Annotated in this window: 15 protein-coding genes; 5 read left to right on the top strand and 10 right to left on the bottom strand. The window is 74.5% G+C overall.

The genetic code is table 11. The features are described 5' to 3' along the window. Positions 1–38 precede the first annotated feature (38 nt). Together ACLE50_RS02405 and ACLE50_RS02400 are read left to right on the top strand one after the other, a co-directional pair. Positions 39–1,589 carry an MFS transporter gene (locus ACLE50_RS02405; protein WP_410941673.1) on the top strand — a complete coding sequence of 517 codons (1,551 nt, stop codon included), beginning with the start codon at positions 39–41 and terminating at the stop codon, positions 1,587–1,589. Positions 1,590–1,598: 9 nt separating this feature from the next. After that, positions 1,599–2,111, top strand: a complete 513-nt coding sequence (locus ACLE50_RS02400) for a DUF2771 family protein (RefSeq protein ID WP_410941672.1) — start codon at positions 1,599–1,601, stop codon at positions 2,109–2,111. 16 nt (positions 2,112–2,127) lie between these two features. Here the strand turns inward: ACLE50_RS02400 and ACLE50_RS02395 are convergent, their stop codons facing one another. The 7 genes from ACLE50_RS02395 to ACLE50_RS02365 all read right to left on the bottom strand — a co-directional run bounded on the left by ACLE50_RS02395 (position 2,128) and on the right by ACLE50_RS02365 (position 8,913). Further along, a complete protein-coding gene (locus ACLE50_RS02395) occupies positions 2,128–2,514 on the bottom strand; it encodes a cold-shock protein (RefSeq protein WP_410941671.1) in 387 nt (128 codons plus the stop codon). A 106-nt stretch (positions 2,515–2,620) separates the two neighbouring features. Then, a complete protein-coding gene (locus ACLE50_RS02390) occupies positions 2,621–4,273 on the bottom strand; it encodes an AMP-binding protein (RefSeq protein ID WP_410941670.1) in 1,653 nt (550 codons plus the stop codon). 133 nt (positions 4,274–4,406) lie between these two features. Next, positions 4,407–5,621 carry a S8 family peptidase gene (locus tag ACLE50_RS02385; RefSeq protein ID WP_410941669.1) on the bottom strand — a complete coding sequence of 405 codons (1,215 nt, stop codon included), beginning with the start codon at positions 5,619–5,621 and terminating at the stop codon, positions 4,407–4,409. 97 nt (positions 5,622–5,718) lie between these two features. After that, positions 5,719–6,858, bottom strand: a complete 1,140-nt coding sequence (locus ACLE50_RS02380) for a sulfate/molybdate ABC transporter ATP-binding protein (RefSeq protein ID WP_410941668.1) — start codon at positions 6,856–6,858, stop codon at positions 5,719–5,721. After that, entirely contained in the window at positions 6,855–7,628 is a 774-nt protein-coding gene (locus ACLE50_RS02375) for an ABC transporter permease (RefSeq protein ID WP_410942246.1), read from the bottom strand. Before ACLE50_RS02375 ends, ACLE50_RS02380 begins: the two co-directional genes overlap by 4 nt. A gap of 98 nt (positions 7,629–7,726) precedes the next feature. Further along, positions 7,727–8,512: a molybdate ABC transporter substrate-binding protein gene (modA, locus tag ACLE50_RS02370; RefSeq protein ID WP_410941667.1), complete on the bottom strand. Its 786-nt coding sequence runs from the start codon at positions 8,510–8,512 to the stop codon at positions 7,727–7,729. Continuing rightward, complete coding sequence (locus tag ACLE50_RS02365; protein ID WP_410941666.1) at positions 8,509–8,913, bottom strand: TOBE domain-containing protein; 405 nt, start codon at positions 8,911–8,913, stop codon at positions 8,509–8,511. Before ACLE50_RS02365 ends, modA begins: the two co-directional genes overlap by 4 nt. Before the next feature lie 173 nt (positions 8,914–9,086). Here ACLE50_RS02365 and ACLE50_RS02360 point away from each other — a divergent pair, with 173 nt between their 5' ends. The 3 genes from ACLE50_RS02360 (at position 9,087) to ACLE50_RS02350 (ending at position 11,874) form a co-directional block, all read left to right on the top strand. Continuing rightward, positions 9,087–10,298 (top strand): acyl-CoA dehydrogenase family protein, encoded by a 1,212-nt coding sequence (locus ACLE50_RS02360; RefSeq protein WP_410941665.1) that lies wholly within the window; start codon positions 9,087–9,089, stop codon positions 10,296–10,298. Positions 10,299–10,498: 200 nt separating this feature from the next. Beyond that, positions 10,499–11,557 (top strand): GTP 3',8-cyclase MoaA, encoded by a 1,059-nt coding sequence (gene moaA / locus ACLE50_RS02355; RefSeq protein WP_410941664.1) that lies wholly within the window; start codon positions 10,499–10,501, stop codon positions 11,555–11,557. An 8-nt stretch (positions 11,558–11,565) separates the two neighbouring features. Continuing rightward, positions 11,566–11,874, top strand: coding sequence for a MoaD/ThiS family protein (locus ACLE50_RS02350; protein ID WP_410941663.1), 309 nt, complete (start codon positions 11,566–11,568; stop codon positions 11,872–11,874). Positions 11,875–12,042: 168 nt separating this feature from the next. Here ACLE50_RS02350 and ACLE50_RS02345 read toward each other — a convergent pair whose 3' ends face one another. From ACLE50_RS02345 to ACLE50_RS02335, 3 genes are read right to left on the bottom strand one after another with little or no spacing between them, the layout of a single operon-like run. Beyond that, positions 12,043–13,128, bottom strand: a complete 1,086-nt coding sequence (locus ACLE50_RS02345; RefSeq protein WP_410941662.1) for a hypothetical protein — start codon at positions 13,126–13,128, stop codon at positions 12,043–12,045. Then, on the bottom strand, positions 13,125–17,594 hold the full coding sequence (locus tag ACLE50_RS02340; protein ID WP_410941661.1) for a hypothetical protein: 4,470 nt from the start codon (positions 17,592–17,594) through the stop codon (positions 13,125–13,127). Before ACLE50_RS02340 ends, ACLE50_RS02345 begins: the two co-directional genes overlap by 4 nt. Continuing rightward, positions 17,587–18,318, bottom strand: a complete 732-nt coding sequence (locus ACLE50_RS02335; protein ID WP_410942245.1) for a hypothetical protein — start codon at positions 18,316–18,318, stop codon at positions 17,587–17,589. Before ACLE50_RS02335 ends, ACLE50_RS02340 begins: the two co-directional genes overlap by 8 nt. Between the last annotated feature and the right edge of the window lie 22 nt (positions 18,319–18,340).

Here is an 18,340-nt window from a genome sequence, read left to right as displayed (position 1 = left end):
CCCCGGTTTCTGTCGGTGACGTACTGCACGATGGACGGGTGCACGCATCCGGCGACCCGAACCAGCAGGCGCCCGGCACCGGCGTGCCCGGGCCACCGCCCTCCGACGGGCCGGGCGGGCGGCCGCGCGGCCCGAAGAAGCTGACCGTCACCCGGGTCGCCGCGCACCGCAGCCGGGAGCTCAGCGGCCGCGCGGTCGCGCAGTTCCGCCGCGCGGTGACCGCCGACGGCGCGGACCGGTCGGGACTCACCGCGCTGACCTACGCGACGATGACGACCTACGCGCTCGACGCCGCGGTCGCCGTCGCGCTGGCCAACACGCTGTTCTTCGCGGCCGCGACCGCGGAGTCGAAGGCCAACGTCGCGCTCTACCTGGCGATCACCGTCGCCCCGTTCGCGCTGGTCGCGCCGGTCATCGGGCCGCTGCTGGACCGGATGCAGCGGGGCAGGCGGATCGCGATGGCCGCCTCCTGCGCGGGCCGGTCGGCGCTGGCGGTGCTGCTGGTGTTCCAGCTCGACACCTGGGTGCTGTACCCGGCCGCGCTCGGGATCATGGTGCTGAGCAAGTCGTTCCTGGTGCTCAAGGCGGCGGTGACGCCGCGGGTGCTGCCGTCGACGATCACGCTGGCGACGACGAACTCCCGGCTGACCACGTTCGGCATGGCCGCCGGTGGCGTGGCCGGCGGGGTCGCGGCCGCGGCGGCCTGGGGGTTCGGCTCACCGGGTGCGCTGTGGTGGGTGGCCGTCGTCGGCGTCGCCGGGGCGGTGCTGTGCCTGCGGATCCCGCGCTGGGTGGAGTCGACGGCCGGGGAGCAGACCGCGGCGGTCCCCGCCGGGCGGCGCCGTCCGAAGCGGCCGAAGGTCCCGGCCGGGCGGCCGGTGCTGGTCGCGCTGTGGGGCACCAGCGCGGTCCGGGTGCTGACCGGGTTCCTGACGCTGTTCGTCGCGTTCGTGGTCAAGGCCGGCACCGAGCATGCGCCGGGTGGGGACCCGTCGGCGCAGCTGTTCGTGATCGGCCTGGTCGGCGCGGCCGCCGGTGCGGGCCTGTTCCTCGGCAACGCCGTCGGCGCGCGGACGCGGTTCGGTGCGGCCGAGCCGGTGGTGCTGGGGTCGGCGGCGGCGACGCTGCTCGCCGCGGCCGGGGTGGCCGTGTTCCCGGTCGTGCCGGCGGCGGTGGTCGCGGCGCTGGTGGCGTCGTCGGCGAGCGCACTGGCGAAGGTGTGCCTCGACGCCGTGGTGCAGCGCGACCTGCCCGAGCACGCGCGGGCGTCGGCGTTCGGACGGTCGGAGACGGTGCTGCAGCTGGCCTGGGTGCTCGGCGGCGCGATCGGGGTGCTGGCCCCGCACGACTCGTTCCGGACCGGGTTCGTGATCGTCGCCGTGGTGGTGGGGCTGTTCGCGGCGCAGGCGACGGCGCTGCGCCAGGGCGTGACGCTGGTGCCGGGACTCGGGGTGCGGCCGTCCTCGGCGAAGGCCCCGACCGGCGGAGCCGGCGGGCCCCGCGCCGCGGACCCGGACGCGACGGTGGTGCTCGCCCGCCCGGACGAGGCGCCGACCCGGGCGTTCGGGCCGGGAACCGGGGGTCCGTAGGCTGGCCGGGTGATCGCAGGCAGCCGTCGCACCGGGCAGCGTCGTACCGGGCAGGCGGCGGTGCTGGCCGCGGCGGCGCTGCTGCTCGCGGGCTGCGGCGCCGACAAGCCCACGGTCACCTTCGACGTAGGCGGCAACGCCCTCGTCGCGGCCCCGACGCAGTTCTGCGACACGAAGATGCAGAACTGCGCCGACGAGCCGAACGCCCGGGTCGCCGCACCCGTCCCGCCGGGCACCGAGGTGAAGATCTCCGTGCCGGACGAGGTCTCCTCCGCGCCCTGGCAGATCGTCTACGCCTTCACCCGCCCCGGGCAGAAGGCCGCCGTCCAGCAGCGCGTCCCGCTGACCGAGCTGAGCGGCAGGAACGAGTACACCCTGCGCCTGCCCGAGCCGGGCGACACCCTGGTCACCGCCCAGGTGCAGCTCTACGGCCCGGCACCGTCGATCGACCCGCAGAGCCGGCAGATCCAGTTCCCGATCCGCGCCACCTGGGTGCTGGTCGGCGAGGGTGCCCCGGCCTGAGCCCGCGGGTCCGGGCTCAGCCGTCGAGGTCGCGTGCCACCGCGCGCACGACGTCCGCGGCGAGCTTGCAGGTCTTGCGGTCCGGGTAGCGCCCGTGCCGCAGGGACGGCTGCACCTTGGTGTCCAGCAGCCGCATCATGTCCTCGATCAGACCGTGCAGCTCCTCGGCGGGGCGCCGGGTGTTCTCGACCGCCGACACCTGCTTCTCGACCAGGCGGACGGACAGCGCTTGCGGGCCGCGGCGGCCCTCGGCCATCCCGAACTCCACGCGCTGACCGGACTTGAGCGCCTCCACGCCCGACGGCAGTGCGTCCTTGCGGACGTAGACGTCCGCGCCGCCGTCCTGGGAGAGGAAGCCGAAGCCCTTCTCCGCGTCGTACCACTTCACCCTGCCGGTGGGCACCGTGTTCCTCGATTCCTGCTGTGTACATGACAAACGCGTCCGAAAGACCCTCACGGAGTCATCCGGACGCGCCGGTCACCATGGTAACTCCTGACGACGAGGCCGGTCAGGAGTTTCGCGCCCCGGCCCCCAGGTCCAGCATGTCCGCCGAGCGCTCGCGCATCTCGACCTTGCGGACCTTGCCGGTGACCGTCATCGGGAACTCGTCGACGACCAGGACGTAGCGCGGGATCTTGTAGTGCGCCAGCTTCCCGGTCGCGTACTCGCGCAGGCTCTCGGCGGTGAGCTCCGGCGCGTCCTCGCGCAGCTGCACCCACGCGCAGAGCTCCTCGCCGTACTTGGCGTCCGGCACCCCGACGACCTGGGCGTCGACGACGTCGGGGTGGGTGTAGAGGAACTCCTCGATCTCGCGCGGGTACACGTTCTCCCCGCCCCGGATCACCATGTCCTTGATCCGGCCGGTGATGTTGACGTAGCCGTCGTCGTCCATGACGGCGAGGTCGCCGGTGTGCATCCAGCGCGCCCGGTCGATCACCTCGGCGGTCTTGTCCGGCTGCTCCCAGTAGCCGAGCATCACCGAGTAGCCGCGGGTGCACAGCTCACCGGGCTCGCCACGGGGCAGGATCGCGCCGGTGTCCGGGTCGACGACCTTCACCTCCAGGTGCGGGTGCACCCGCCCGACCGTGGAGACCCGGCGGTCCAGCGAGTCGTCGGCCCGGGTCTGGGTGGACACCGGGCTGGTCTCGGTCATGCCGTAGCAGATCGTCACCTCGGTCATGCCCATCCGCTCGACGACCTGCTTCATCACCTCCACCGGGCACGGCGAGCCGGCCATGATCCCGGTGCGCAGGGTGGCGACGTCGTAGTTCTCGAACTCGGGGTCGTTGAGCTCGGCGATGAACATCGTCGGGACGCCGTAGAGCGAGGTGCAGCGCTCCTGCTCGACGGCGGCCAGGGTCAGCTTCGGGTCGAACCCCGGCGCCGGGATGACCATCGTCGCGCCGCTGCTGGTGCACGCCAGGTTGCCCATGACCATGCCGAAGCAGTGGTAGAAGGGCACCGGGATGCAGACCCGGTCGGCCTCGGTGTAGCCGCAGATCCGCCCGACGTTGAACCCGTTGTTGAGGATGTTGTGGTGCGAGAGCGTCGCGCCCTTCGGGAACCCGGTCGTCCCGGACGTGTACTGGATGTTGATCGGGTCGTCCGCGGACAGCGACGCCTGGATCCCGGCGAGCCGCTCCCGGTCCGGGGCGTCCCCGCCCGCGGCGACGGCGTCCCACTCCGGCGAGCCGGTGATGAGCACCCGCTGCAGGTCCGGGCAGTTCCCGCGGACGTCGTCGATCATCGACACGTAGTCCGAGGTCTTGAACGCCGCGGCCGACACCAGCGTCGAGATCCCGGCCTGGCGCAGCACGAACTCCAGCTCGTGCGTCCGGTAGGACGGGTTGATGTTGACCAGGACGACGCCGATCTTGGCCGTCGCGTACTGGGTGAGCGTCCACTCGGCCGTGTTCGGCGACCAGATCCCCAGCCGGTCCCCCGGCACCACGCCCGCGCCCAGCAGCCCGCAGGCCAGGTCGTCCACGGCCTCGCGCAGCTCGGCGTAGGTCCAGCGGCGGCCGGTGGCGACCTCGACGAGCGCGTCGCCGTCCGGGACGCGGGCGGCGGTGCGGTCGAAGTCGTCGCCGATCGTGTCCCCGAGCAGCGGGGTGTCCGAGACGCCCGAGGCGTAGGACGGGACGGCGGGAGCGGAGGTCACGGCACTGTCTCCTTCGCGGTACGGCGCGGCACTCGCGTGCGCGTCCTCACATCCTGTCGCGCAGCCACCGCCCTGCCAACACCTCCGGCCCGACGAACAGTCACCGGCGACCGGAAACCCGGCGCCGGTCCGGTCAGAGCCCGCCGGTCTGCAGCAGCCGGTTCGCCGTGCCGCCGGTCCCGCCACCGGAGACCTTGCCCGGCACCGCGTGGTCGACGATCCATTTCTTGACCGCAGGGGCCGGGGCGTCTCCGCGGGCCTGCTTGTAGAGCGCCGCGACGCCGGCCGCGAACGGGGCGGCCATCGACGTCCCGCTGTAGGAGGCGACGCCGCCGCCCGGGACCGGCGCGACGATCCGCGAGCCCGGCGCGTAGAGCGAGACGCACTTCCCGGTCGAGGAGTTGGCAGCGCGGGCGTCCTCGATCGTCGAGTTCGCGACGACCGTGACACCCGGGATGGCCCGGGGCAGGGCCGCGCAGTCGTCGCCGCCGGTGTTGCCCGCCGACGACGACGCGAACACCCCCGCGTCGAGCATCCGCTGGACGGCCTTGCGCAGGATCGGGGAGTCGCCGTAGCTCCACGACATGACCGCCACCGACGGCGCCTTCTTGTGCTTCACCACGTAGTCGATGCCCTCGAGCAGCGAGGACAGGGTGCCGGTGCCGTTGCAGTCCAGCACCTTCACGCCGCGGACCCGGGCGGCCGGCGCGACGCCGTAGGTCTTCGACGCGGCGATCCCGGAGACGACGGTGCCGTGCCCGTCGCAGTCCTCCATGCGGTCGTCGATGGTGTCGGTCTCGAGCTTCGCGCGGCCGCCGAACTCGGGGTGGGTCGCGTCGACGCCGGTGTCCAGGACGAACACGTCCACGCCGCGGCCGTCGGCGGTGTGGGTGTACTTGCCGTTCAGCGGCAGCGACGGCTGGTCGATGCGGTCCAGGCCCCAGTTGCCGGGGTCCTGGGTGGCCTCGGTCAGCCCGCCGGCCGCCGGGGCGTCCTGCCGGGTCGCCTGGGCCACCAGCGGGCTGATCGTCCGGTCGTCCTCGACGCCGACGACGCCCGGCCGGGCCCGTAGCGCGGCGGCCTGGGCCGGGGCCAGCTTCGCGGCGAACCCGTGCACCGCGGAGTCGAACGTGGCGCTCGGCCGCACGCCCACCGACGCCACGGCGTCCCGGGTGCCCTCGGCCGACTCGGTCTGCACCAGGTAGCCGCCGCCGGTGGGCGCCGCCTCGGCCGCCTCGGCGGCGGGCGGGGCCGACGGCAGGGCGACGACCGCCGGGACGACACCGAGAGTGAGGACAGCGGCACTGACAGTGACCATGCGGACGACGCGCGAGCACAGGACGTTCACGGGGAGCGACGGTATGTGGTTGTGACGCATGGTGCGAGAGACACGATGGTGGCTGGGGTGACGCATGGGATCGGACGGGTGACGGACGGTGGTCCCGTCAGCCCTGGCGGCCGTGCACCGCGACCTCGGTCGCCTTCACCGCGAACCAGGCGCCCTGCCCCGGTTCCAGCGCCAGGTCGGCGACGGCGGCCGGGGTGACGTCGGCGGCGAGCCCGTCCACCCAGCCGGGGCCCCCGTCGACGGCACCGGCCCGCACCCGGACGGTGTCCCCGCGCGGTTCCAGCGCCGCGACCGTCACCCGGAAGGCGTTGCGCGGGCTGCCCTCCGGCCGGTCCCGGTGCACCGACACCGCCGACGGCGGGAACACCGCGACCGCGGGCTCACCGGTCGTCACCTCGACGCCCCGACCGGCGACGACGACGCCGTCGCCGGTCCGCACGCCGTCGTCCTCGGCGGTACCGGGGACCAGGTCGAGCCCGGCGATCCGGGCGGCGAACGCACTGCGCGGACGGGCCAGGACGTCGCGGGCGGCGCCCTGCTCCACGATCCGCCCGGCCTCCAGCACGACGACGCGGTCGGCGAGCACCAGCGCGTCGAGAGCGTCGTGCGTGACGAGCAACGCGGTCTGCTTGCCGTCGGCGATCACCCGGCGCAGCAGCGAGCGCATGGCCGGGGTGACGTCGACGTCGAGTGCGGCCAGCGGCTCGTCGAGCAGCAGCAGGCCGGGGTGCGGGGCGATCGCCCGGGCCAGGGCGACCCGTTGCTGCTGGCCGCCGGAGAGCTGCGCCGGGCGGCGAGCGGCGAGCGCGCCGACGCCGACGTCGTCGAGCAGGCCGCGGGCGCGCTGTTCGGCCTCGGCCTTCCCGACGCCCTGGGCGCGCGGCCCGAACGCCACGTTGGCCAGCGCGGACAGGTGCGGGAACAGCAGCGCCTCCTGGGCGAGGATCCCCACGCCCCGCCGGTACGGCGGCACGAACGCCCCGGACGCGGTGTCGAACAGGGTGCGCCCGCCGACGCGCAGCCGTCCGGCGTCCGGGCGCAGCAGCCCGGACAGCACGCCGAGCAGGGTGGACTTGCCCGCGCCGTTCGGGCCGAGGACGGCGAGCACCTCGCCGGGTGCGACCTCGAGCTCGACGTCGAGGGAGAACTCGTCGCGGTCCAGGCGCACGGCGAGCGAGACGCCGTCGGCCGGCGTTTCCGGGGTACCGGCTTCCGGGGTGTCGGCGCGTGCGCTCATCCGCGGCCGTCCACACCGCGCGGCCGGCCCACGATGATCACGACCAGGGAGACCACGACCAGCAGCAGCGACAGCGCGATCGCGCCGTCGGTGTCGTTCTCCCCCTGCAGGTAGACCAGCAGCGGCAGGGTGCGGGTGACGCCCTGCAGGCTGCCTGCGAAGGCGATCGTGGCGCCGAACTCGCCCATGCAGCGGGCGAAGGCCAGCACCAGCCCGGAGGCGAGGCCGGGCAGCACCAGCGGCACCGTCACCCGGCGGAACGCGAGCCCGGGCGAGGCGCCGAGGGTGGCGGCGGTGGCCTCGTAGCGCTCGCCTGCGGTGCGCAGCGCGCCCTCCAGCGAGACGATCAGGAACGGCATCGCGACGAAGGTCTGCGCCAGGATCACCGCGGCCGTGCTGAACGGGACGGTGATCCCGAAGCCGGCGTCGAGCACGCTGCCGACCAGGCCGTTGCGGCCCAGCAGGAACAGCAGCGCGAGCCCGCCGACGACCGGGGGCAGCACCAGCGGCAGCAGCACCACCGAGCGCAGCGCGCGCAGCAGCCGCGGCGCCCGGTTCAGCGATCCGCGGGCCAGCACGACGGCCAGCGGGCCGCCGAACAGCAGGCACAGCAGCGTCGAGGTGGCCGCGGTGGCCAGGGAGAGGGTCAGGGCGTCGGTCGCCGCGTCGCTGGTGAGCAGCGTCGGCATCTCCGACCAGTCGGCCTCCCACAGCAGGCCGAGCACCGGCAGCGCGATCAGCAGGAAGCCGATCGCGGCCGGTATCCACATCCACACGGGCAGACCGACCCCGGTCCCGTGCCGGTCGGCTCCGCGGTCGCGGCGCCGCGCCGGTGCGGCGTTCGTGGTCCCGGGGTCGGTCGCCGCGGTCACTTGCTGCCGAAGCCCGCCTCGGACAGGACCTTCCTGCCCTGCTCACCGGTCACGAACTGCACCCACTTCTGCGCCAGCTCGGCGTTCGGCGCGTTCTTCAGCACGGCGATCGGGTAGTTGTTGACCGCCTGGGCGGCCTGCGGGAAGTCGACGCCCTGGACCTTGCCCTTCGAGGAGATCACGTCGGTCTTGTAGACCAGCCCGGCGTCGGCGTTGCCGCTGGAGACCTTCTGCAGCACGGCCTTGACGTTCTGCTCCTCGGACACCGGCTTGATGGTGACTCCTGCCGCCTTCTCGACCTTCTCCGAGGCCGAGCCGCACGGCACCTGCGCCGCGCAGACGACGGTCTTCAGGTCAGGGCGGGCGAGGTCGTTCAGGGTCTTGACGCCCTTCGGGTCACCGGGAGCGGTGGCGATCTGCAGGGTGTTGGTCGCGAAGACGGTCGGCTCGCCCTGGGCCTGGCCCTTGTCGGTCACCTTCTTCATGTTCTTCTCGTCGGCCGAGGCGAACACGTCGGCGGGGGCGCCCTGGTCGATCTGCTGGGCCAGCGCCGAGGAGCCGGCGAAGTTCAGCGTCACGTCGGTGCCCGGGTTGGCCTCCTCGAACTGCTTCTCCAGGTCGCCGAACGTGCCGGTCAGCGACGCCGCCGCGAACACGGTCAGCTTCTGGCTCCCGCCCTGGGCCTGGCCACCGGCGTCGCTGCCGCCGCAGCCGGCCAGCGCGCTGAGCGCGGCCGCGGCCGTGATGGCTACGGCGGTCCGGCGGATGGATCGGGTCTTCACAGGTGCCCTCCAGGCGTCTCGACGACGACGTTCGTCGACTTGATGACGGCCACCGCGAGCGCGCCGGGCTCCAGCCCGAGGTCGCGCACCGCCTCGCTGCTCATCAGCGAGACGACACGGTGCGGGCCGCACTGGAGCTCCACCTGGGACATGACCTTGTCGGAGATGACCGAGGTGACGAGGCCGACCAGCCGGTTGCGGGCCGAGCGCTGCACGACCGAGGGGTCCGGCGGGGCGCTGGCGTGGTCGCGAGCGAACTCGGCGAGCGCGGCCCCGTCGATGACCTTGCGGTTCGAGGCGTCGGCCTGCACCGGGAGGGTGCCCCCGTCGACCCAGCGCCGGACGGTGTCGTCGCTGACGCCGAGCAGGCGGGCGGCCTCGGAGATCCTGAAGTGCGGCACGGCGGGAATCCTATGTTCGCGGTTGCGGAGCAGCTACGTCAGAGACGCCGCAACTCCGTATCAGATCATCGATTCTGGTTATCGCGGATTCTGCCTGGTCCCGCAGCGTGATCAGGTCACCACCCGCAGGTTCTCCCGGGCCACCGGATCGGTGCTGTGGTCTGATCGGCGCCGTGGACTTCGCACCCGACGACGTGGCGGCCGACTACACCGCGCGCATGCGCGCCTTCCTCGACGAGAAGATCCTCCCCGCGGAGCCGGCGTACGAGGCGTTCCGGGCGGAGCGCCGCGGCACCCCGCAGGAGTGGGAGCTGCCGCCGGTCGTCGAGGAACTCAAGGCCGAGGCCCGCGAGCGGGGCCTGTGGAACCTGTTCCTGCCCGACGTCTCCGGGCTGTCCAACCTGGAGTACGCGCCGGTCGCCGAGGTGTCCGGCTGGTCGCCGGTGATCGCGCCGGAGGCGATCAACTGCCAGGCCCCGGACACCGGCAACATGGAGACGCTGCATCTGTTCGGCACCCCGGAGCAGAAGCAGGAGTGGCTGGAGCCGCTGCTGGCCGGGGAGATCCGGTCGGCGTTCGCGATGACCGAGCCGGACGTCGCGTCGTCGGACGCCACGAACATCGAGACCCGGATCCGCCGCGACGGCGACGAGTACGTGCTCGACGGCCGCAAGTGGTGGATCTCCGGTGCCGCCGACGAGCGGTGCGCGGTGTTCATCGTGATGGGCAAGACCGACCCCGAGGCCTCCACCCACCGGCAGCAGTCGATGGTGCTCGTCCCGCGGGACACCCCCGGCCTGGAGATCGTCCGGCACCTGCCGACGTTCGGCTACCAGGACCAGCACGGGCACTCCGAGCTGCGCCTCGACAGCGTCCGGATCCCGGTGCCGAACCTGCTGGGCGAGGAGGGGGGCGGCTTCGCGATCGCCCAGGCCCGGCTCGGCCCGGGCCGGATCCACCACTGCATGCGGCTGATCGGGATGGCCGAGCGGGCGTTGAGCCTGATGGTCGAGCGCGCACAGGCGCGGGTGGCGTTCGGGCGCCCGCTGGCCGAGCAGGGCGTCGTCCGGGACCAGATCGCGCTGTCCCGGATGGAGATCGAGCAGGCGCGGCTGCTGACGCTCAAGACCGCGTGGCTGATCGACTCGTTCGGCGCGAAGGGGGCCGCGACCGAGATCGCCGCGATCAAGGTCGTCGTGCCGCGAATGGCGTGCGCGGTGATCGACCGGGCGATGCAGGTGCACGGCGGCGCCGCGCTGAGCGACGACACCCCGCTGGCCTACTTCTACGCCTGGGCCCGCGCGCTGCGTTTCGCCGACGGCCCGGACGAGGTGCACATCCGGTCCGTCGCCCGCCAGGAGCTGGGGCGGCACGCGGCGCGGTAGCGCGCGGCGTTCACAGGCCCGGCTCACCCGTCGGGACGAGAGGCTGCTCACGCAGTGTCGCCCCCGCCACTAGTTACAGCGTGACTAATTCCGCAGCCGCGACGCTTTCGGGGCGACGGTGTCGCAGCTGCGGAAACCGCCTCTGAGCTGCGGAAATCCCCGGTGGAAGATCCCCCGGGGAGGGGTCTAACCTCGAAGACATGAGCACAGATCTCGGCCTGCCGACCCTCCGGGGCGGCACGTCCCGAGACCCTGAGCGACCGCAGGACCCCCGCCTGATCGACACCTTCGGGCGGGTCGCGACGGACCTCCGGATCTCACTGACCGATCGCTGCAACCTGCGCTGCACCTACTGCATGCCGGCCGAAGGGCTGGACTGGATGCCGCGCTCGGAGCAGCTGACCGACGACGAGCTGATCCGCCTGATCGGCGTCGCCGTCCACGAACTGGGCATCGAAGAGCTCCGGTTCACCGGCGGCGAGCCCATGCTGCGCAAGGGCCTCGAACACGTGCTGTCCGCGGCGTCGGCCATGGAGCCACGCCCCGACATGTCCCTCACCACCAACGGCATCGGCCTCGCCCGCCGTGCCGAGGCACTCGCGGCCGCGGGGGTGAACCGGCTGAACGTCTCGATGGACACCCTGCGCCCCGAGCGGTTCGCGACCATCACGCGCCGCGACCGGCTCCAGGACGTCCTCGACGGGATGGCCGCCGCCCAGGCCGCCGGCCTGAGCCCGGTGAAGATCAACTCGGTGCTGCTGCGCGGGGTGAACGACGACGAGGCCCCCGACCTGCTCGCCTTCGCCCTGGAGCACGGCTACCAGCTGCGCTTCATCGAGCAGATGCCGCTCGACGCCCAGCACGGCTGGGAGCGCACCGAGATGATCACCGCGAACGAGATCATCGAGAAGCTCGAGCAGCGCTTCGTGCTGACCGAGTCCGACGAGGACCGTGGCGGCGCCCCCGCCGAGAAGTTCCTGGTCGACGGCGGGCCCGCGACCGTCGGCGTCATCGCCTCGGTGACCCGCCCGTTCTGCGGCGCCTGCGACCGCACCCGGCTGACCGCCGACGGCCAGGTCCGCACCTGCCTGTTCGCCACCGGTGAGACCGATCTGCGGGCCATGCTCCGCGGCGGCGCCACCGACGCGGAGATCGCCGACACCTGGCGGAACGCCATGTGGGGCAAGAAGGCCGGGCACGGCATCAACGACCCCGGGTTCCTGCAGCCCGCCCGCCCCATGAGCTCGATCGGAGGATGACGATCCCGATGACCGCCACGCTCGACACCACCACGCCCGTCACCGGCGACCTCGGCGCGCCCACGCGCCCGCTGCTGGTGCGTTACTTCGCCGCCGCCAAGGCCGCCGCCGGTACGCCCGAGGAGAAGCTGGAGCTCCCTGAGGGCGTCTCCGTCGACGGCGCCGTCGCCGCGCTCGCCGCCGCGCACGGCCCGCAGCTCGCGACCGTGCTGGCTCGCTGCAGCTTCCTGCTCGACGAGGTGGCGGTGCGCGACCGCACCACGCCCGTCGGGGAGGCCGCGACGCTGGACGTGCTGCCGCCCTTCGCCGGGGGCTGAGCGTCCCGCTCCGGGGATACCTCACCGACTGAGACATCCTCGGGAGATGCTTCACCTGCTGACGTATCTCGCAGGTACGGCACCTGCTGGACGACCGGAAACCGGGCCCGGGGAGAGACACGCTCGTGGCGACGGGCCCGGGACACGGGCAATGCCTCAGTGGCTGAGCTATTCCGGGGACGGCACCCCGGTGCCTCCGCCGAGCGCCCCGAGCCCGGCGCGCCAGCCGTCGCCGGCGGCGAGCACCGACCGTCCGACGGCCTCCTGGGCCAGCCGGAAGCCGGCCGCGAACAGCTCCCGCACGGGGCCGCGCAGCGGCGGGTCGAGCCAGGTCACGTCGGTGACGTCGGCCTGCTCGGCCGGGTCGGCGCCGCGGGCGGGCGCGGGGCGGCCCTGGTCGAGCAGCGTCCGGTAGAGCCCGGTGGCCGGGAGCACCGGCGGCAGTCCCGCCGCCTCGGCGATCACCGACGCCCGCGCCGGGATCCGCAGGCCCGCCACGTCGAGATCACCGAAGTAGCGGATCTCCGCGGGCCGGGCGTCCGCCGGCCCGGCGAGCGATCCGACCGCCGGCCCGGCGAGTGACCCGGCGAGCGACGCGACCGAGGACAGGAACGCGTTCCCCGCACCCCACGCGACCTCGCCGACCGGGCCGGGATCGGCCTGCAGCGCCGCGCGCAGCGAGTCGAAGGTGTCCGCGTTCTCGACGACCAGCAGCACCGTGCCGTCGCCGACCCGCTCGCGGTGCAGCGGCAGCGTCACCCGCCACGCCCGCAGGACGTCGAGGGTCAGCGGGGCGGGCAGGTGTCCGTCGAAGGCCTTCTCGTCGCCGGTGATCTCGTACGCCCGCTCACGCAGCGGGGCAGGCTCGGCGCGGTCCCCACCGCGGAACAACCACGCGTCGACCTGGCGGAGCAGCGCGTGCGGCGACCGCAACCCGGCCGCCGCACGCAGCTCCGGGTGCCAGGGCGCGGTGTCGCGGTGTGCAGGCTCCGGCGCCGCGGCCGGACGCACCAGCTTGATCGACTTCGGCAGGGGCGGAGCGCCGTCGTCGGTGTCCCGGGTCGGTACGACGACGCCTGCCTCGGCCAGCTCGGCGATCGCAGCGGCCAGGTCGCGACGGGCGGTCGCCGCGCCGACCTGCGTCGGGTCGGCCTCGAGGAACGCGCGTTGCACCGCCGCCCGCGGGATCCGGGTGCGGCCGGTCGCCCGCAGCAGCGCCGCCAGCCGCTGCGCGACCGGGCCCGGCCCGCTCACTCCTGCCCCGCGGACACCACGTCCCCGGCGGGAGCACCCGGTCGCCGGTACACCCGCGCCGCGCTCATCCGGCCGCCCTCACCGCCGTCGGGCAGCGTGCGGGCGACCCGCTCGTCGACCGAGAGGTACTTGCGCCCCGCGCGCAGATCGGCGTCGTTGCGCAGCCGCACGACCAGCGGGAACGCCGAGAGCGCACCGGCGTCGAACAGGCCCGTGGTGTAGACCAGCTGCACCCCGAGCGCCTGTGCCACACCGAACTGCAGCTCCAGCAGGTACCCGGCCGACGCGCGTCCGATCGGGTTGTCCAGGAACAGCACGCCCGCGTGCCCGCGGCTGCCGTACCCGCGCTGGTGCGCCCGCAGCGCGGCCATCGTGCAGTACAGGACGATCGCCGCGGTCAGCTGCTGCCCGCCGGAGAAGACGTCGGAGATCGCCGACACCCGCAGCCGCTCGGTGCGCAGCACGGCGTCGGGCTTGAGCATCTCCACCCGCACGCCCTTCGGCATCGCCGCCCGCACCCCGCGCAGCAGCATCGACATGCCGTCGCGCCGCTCCTTGGACCGCGTCCCGCCGACGATCCCGGAAGCAGTCCGGTCGACGACCTCACCGAGCTCGTGGCGCAGCGCCGCGTCGGGCAGCTCCTCGAACCGGATCCGCAGGAACTGCTGACCGGACCAGTCACCGAGCCCCTCCGGCAGCTGCGAGAGCTTCTGCGCCAGCCGCACCGTGCGCAGCGCCTCGCCGACCATCCCCGACAGCCGGGTGACGATCCCCGACCGGTGCCGCTCGATGTTGCCGAGATCGTCGTCGAGCGAACGCAGCCGCGGCCGCAGCGCCTCGATCCACTCCGCGGCCAGCCCGGGCATCTCGGAGCGGTCGACGCCGCCGATGTGCCGGTGCACCGGTGAGGTCAGCGTCGCGAACCGCGGGTCCTGGGCGAAGCGGGCCACGTCGTCGACGCCCTCACGCACCCGCCGCTCGGCCCGGCCCCGCTCGGCGACGGCCTGGTTGACCTCCGACCGGTGCCTGCGCAGCGCGGCGAACGCGGCGTCGACGTCACCCTCGAACGGCGGCCCGCCCTGCTCCGGGGCCTCGTCGAGCGTCTCCAGGACGTGCGCGAAACCCTGGGCCAGCTCAGCCGCCGACCGGTGGGTCTCCTCAGCCGTCTCCCGGGCCCGGCGGGTCCGCTCGATCTCCTTCTCGGCCGCGGCCAGGTCCGACGACGCCGTGCTCACCAGCTCGCGGCCGTGCTCGGCGTCGCGCGGGGCGTCGTAGGGCTCGACCGGGCGTTCCTCGCCGGGGAGCTTCGCCAGCTCCCGGCGCTGCACCTCCAGCTCGGTGCTCGCCTTCTGCCGCCGTTCCTCGGCGGCGTCGTAGGCGGCGCGGGCCTGCTCGGTCGCGGCCCGGCGGCTGGACGCGTCGGCACCGTCGGGGCTGTGCAGGAACGCCGTCGCGGCCTCGACGATCGCGGCGCCGAGCCCGTCGACGAAGACCCGCTTGTCCGCGGCGTCGGCCTCGGCGCGCTCCAGCGCGGCCCGTAGGTCGGTGTCGACGGCGGCGGAGGCGTACGCGTCACGGGCCCGCTGGTAGGCGTCGCGCAGCTCCGGCAACGACGCCCCGGCGCCCGGCCCGGCGGGGTCCGGCTCGGGGACCGGTGGCGTCTCCTCCAGCGGCAACGTCGCCACCTCGTCGCGGGCCCCGGCGGCGACCCCGGTGCGCCGGTCGCGGGTGCGCTGGGCCTCCGCGGCCTCGCGGGCGGCGGCCGTGGCGGTCTCCCCCGCCGCGTCGGCCTCGGTGCGGTACCGCTGCGCGTCCGCGGTCCCGGTGCTGGACTGCTCGGCGAGGTCGTCGCGGCGGCCCAGCTCGCGGCGCAGCGCCACCAGCGCGTCGGCCCGGCGGCGGGCGGCGGCCGCGGTCCGCTCGGTCTCCGGACGGTCGGTGGTGAGCCGGTCCGCGCGCTCGTCGAGCTCGTCGACCTCGGCGCGGACCTCGTCGTAGCGCCGCTGCGCGGCCGCCCGGGTCTGCTCGGCCTCGGTGGCCGCGTCGGTCAGCTCGTCCAGGGTGGGGCGGCGGTCGCGCAGCGCGGCGAACCGTTCCCGCAGCGACCGGTCGGCCTCGGCGGACGCCTCCAGCGCGGCGATCCGCTCGGCGCGGTCCGCGGTCTCGGCGGCGAGCCGGACGCGGACCTGCTCGGCGGCGTCCTCGTCGTACAGCGCCGGGTTCGGCGGGACGACGAGCTCGATGCCCGGTGCGGCCGGATCGGCGCCGGTGAACGCGGCCGTCGTGCCCACCGCGACCAGGCACGGCGGCAGCAGCCGGGCCTCGTCGAGGGCGGCGCGGGCGCGCGGGGCGTCGTCTGCGTCGTTGAGCAGGACCCCGCCTGCCAGGTGCGGAAGCCGGTCCAGCAGCGGGCCGCGCTGCTCGGCGGGCAGGACGGCGACGTAGCGGCGCCCGGACCATGCGGTGATCCCGGCATTCTCCAGCACCGCCAGCACGGCTTCGATCTCCGGCGGGTCCGGCAGCAGCCCGCCGTCGCCGAGGGCGGCCAGCGCGCGTTCGTCACGGCGCTGGTCACCGAGCAGCCCGGTGCGCTCCCGCTCGGCCGCCGTGATCGCCGCACCCAGCCGCTCGACGACGAGCCCGGCGTCGGCGTCCGGCCGGATCGTCGCGACCCCGAGCAGCTCCGCGGGACGCGGCTCGGCGCCCAGCTCCGCGCTGCGCTCGGCCGCGGTGTCCCGGGCGGCGTCGGCGGCGGCCGCGGCGGCGCGGGCGGCGGCGGCCTCGTCCTGGGCGGCGGTGCGTCGCTTCTCGGCGTCCCGGCGGGCCTCCCGGATCCCGGTGGCGGCGGTGTCGGCGTCGGCCAGCGCACGCTCCGCGGCCTCGGCGGCGGCCTCGGCGGCCGGGGCCTCGTGCTCGACGTCGCCGGCGTCGGAGCCGGCCTTCAGGTGCCCGGCGGTGACCGCCTCGGCGACCCGGCGGTCCAGGTCCTCCAGCGCGGAGCTCGCCTGCGCCGCACGGCTCTCCGCGCGCACGGCGTCCTCGGCGCGGGCGACCTGCTCGGCGTGCCCGGCCGCGGCGCGCTCCTCGGCGACGACCCGGGTCTCCTCGGCGGCGGCCGCGGCCTCGTCGGCCTCCGCGGCGGTCCGCAGCAGCGCGGCGGCGAGGTCGCGGGCGGCGTCCTGGCGGGCCGCCAGCGCTGGGCGGGCCTTCTGCTCCTCGGAGTCGACCCGTTCGCGCAGCCGCCCGGCCTCCGCCGACGCCGACCGGTAGGCCAGCACGGGCTCGGTGGCCTCCCACGCCGTCGACGTCGCCGACGCCTCGTCACGCTCGCGGGTCGCGGTCCGCGCCACCTCGTCGGCGGCCTCGACGGCGAGCACCGCGGTACGGCGCCGCAGCTCCTCGACCGTGGTGCGCAACGTGTCCCCGGCGCGGGCGGCCGCGCGTTCGGTCTCGGCGGCCTCGCTGACCTGCGACGCCGTCGTCGCCTCCCGCGCGGACTCGGCGACCCGCCGTGCCGCGATCCGCTCGGCGGTGCCCCGCCACGCGTCCCGCGCGCTCGTCTCGGCGCCGCGGGCGGTCGCGGCGGCCTCCTCGGCGGCGACCATCGGCTCGAGCCGCGACAGCGTGCCCTCGACGAACTCGCGCTCGGTCTCCAGCTCGCCGCGCTGGGCGAGCCGGTCGGCGTAGCCCGCGACGAGCTCGGCGACGTTCTGCGGCTCGGCCGGGTCGAGCACCGCACGCAGCAGGAAGTCGACGAACGCCTCGTCGGAGGCGAACGAGAACGCCTCCGCGGCCTCGCCCTCCCCCGCGTTCATCGCGCGCTGGTAGCGGAACAGCTCCGGGTCCAGCCCGGCCTCGACGAGGTGGCGGGTCCAGTCGCGGTGCCCGGTCTCCCACACCAGCTCGGTGTCGGGGTGCTCGCGGTGCGCGGTGTGCAGCCGCTCGCGGAACGCGGACAGGGTGATCCGCTTGCGGTCGTGGGTGAACGGCAGGTCGTCCATCCCGAAGCCGGGCACCGGCTTGAACGAGTACCAGGCGTCGGCGAGCTTCTCCGGGTCCGACGACGCGACGTGCCCGCGCCACTCCGAGGTCTTGCCGGTGACCAGCAGCGCACCGGTCCGCACGTGCATCCACTCGCAGACGACGTGCGCGACGTCCTCGGCGAGCACGAAGTTCTCCAGCACCGTCGTGCTGGTCGTCCCGACGACCTGACGCCGCCCGGGCAGCAGCACCGAGAAGATCAGTTTGAGCAGGACGGACTTGCCACCGCCGTTCTCCAGGAACAGCACCGAGGCCGGCGACGGGCGGCGCACGGTGTCGCGGTCCAGGGCGTCGTCGGCGAACAGGTCCTCCTGCACCGCCACCCGGACCGGCTTCCCTACGCCGCGCAGGTCCAGGTCGACGTCCTGGTAGCGGGCGGCGGTGGGCCCGACCGAGAACAGCCGGACCCGGGTCAGCTCATACATCGCTCTCCTCCACCACCGGCTCGCCCACCAGCGACGGCTCCGCACCGGCGGCGGGGAGCACCCCCAGCGAGAGCAGCTCGTCGAACGCCCGCTGCGCGGCCAGCTCGCGGACCTGCACCTGGTAGCGCGGCGTCGTCCGGTACGCGCCCTCGGTGCCGACCGGCACGAGGAACCCCTGGTCGGACAGGAACCGCAGGGCCTTCGCGACGATGCCGCGGGTCGTGGACTCCCCGACCCGGCCGTCCTTGGTGGCGGTGGCCTCTGGGCGGCGCTGCCACACCCGCCAGACCTCCTCCAGCTGCGGCGCGTCGGACTCGGGGTCCTCGGGACCCTCGGCGCGCTCGCCGAGCACCCGGCAGGCCTCGCGGACGGCGCCGTCGACCAGCTCGACCGAGACGCGGCCGACGTAGGAGTCGTCGCCGAGGTCGTCCGGGCGCGGGAACGCCAGCGCGGCGACGGCGAGGTGCGCGATCCCGTGCAGCACCCGGTCCGCCTGCCGGTTCGCCAGCGCCGTGCGGCGCGCGTACTCGTCCATCCGGATCTCGAACACCGAGCCCTCGGTCGCGGCGAGTACCAGCCCCGCGGCGGCGCCGGCGTGCAGCACGACCAGGCCGAGCCCGGACGCGACCCGCTGCACGGTCGTGCGGAAGTCGTCGTCCTCGCCGTAGCGGCGGACCAGGTCGGCGTAGTCGGGGTCGCGGCCGGGCAGCGCCTTGGGCCGCATCCCGAACGCCACCAGCCGGGCC

The organism is Pseudonocardia phyllosphaerae (assembly GCF_046546475.1).
Taxonomy (GTDB): Bacteria; Actinomycetota; Actinomycetes; order Mycobacteriales; family Pseudonocardiaceae; genus Pseudonocardia; species Pseudonocardia phyllosphaerae.
This window is presented reverse-complemented; position numbering and strand designations above follow the sequence as displayed.

Coding starts and splice junctions, on each gene's coding strand:
- ACLE50_RS02375 (WP_410942246.1), bottom strand. CDS start 7,628: ATGTGGATACCGGCCGCGATCGGCTTCCTGCTGATCGCGCTGCCGGTG.
- ACLE50_RS02380 (WP_410941668.1), bottom strand. CDS start 6,858: ATGAGCGCACGCGCCGACACCCCGGAAGCCGGTACCCCGGAAACGCCG.
- ACLE50_RS02340 (WP_410941661.1), bottom strand. CDS start 17,594: ATGTATGAGCTGACCCGGGTCCGGCTGTTCTCGGTCGGGCCCACCGCC.
- ACLE50_RS02350 (WP_410941663.1), top strand. CDS start 11,566: ATGACCGCCACGCTCGACACCACCACGCCCGTCACCGGCGACCTCGGC.
- moaA (WP_410941664.1), top strand. CDS start 10,499: ATGAGCACAGATCTCGGCCTGCCGACCCTCCGGGGCGGCACGTCCCGA.
- ACLE50_RS02335 (WP_410942245.1), bottom strand. CDS start 18,318: ATGCGGCCCAAGGCGCTGCCCGGCCGCGACCCCGACTACGCCGACCTG.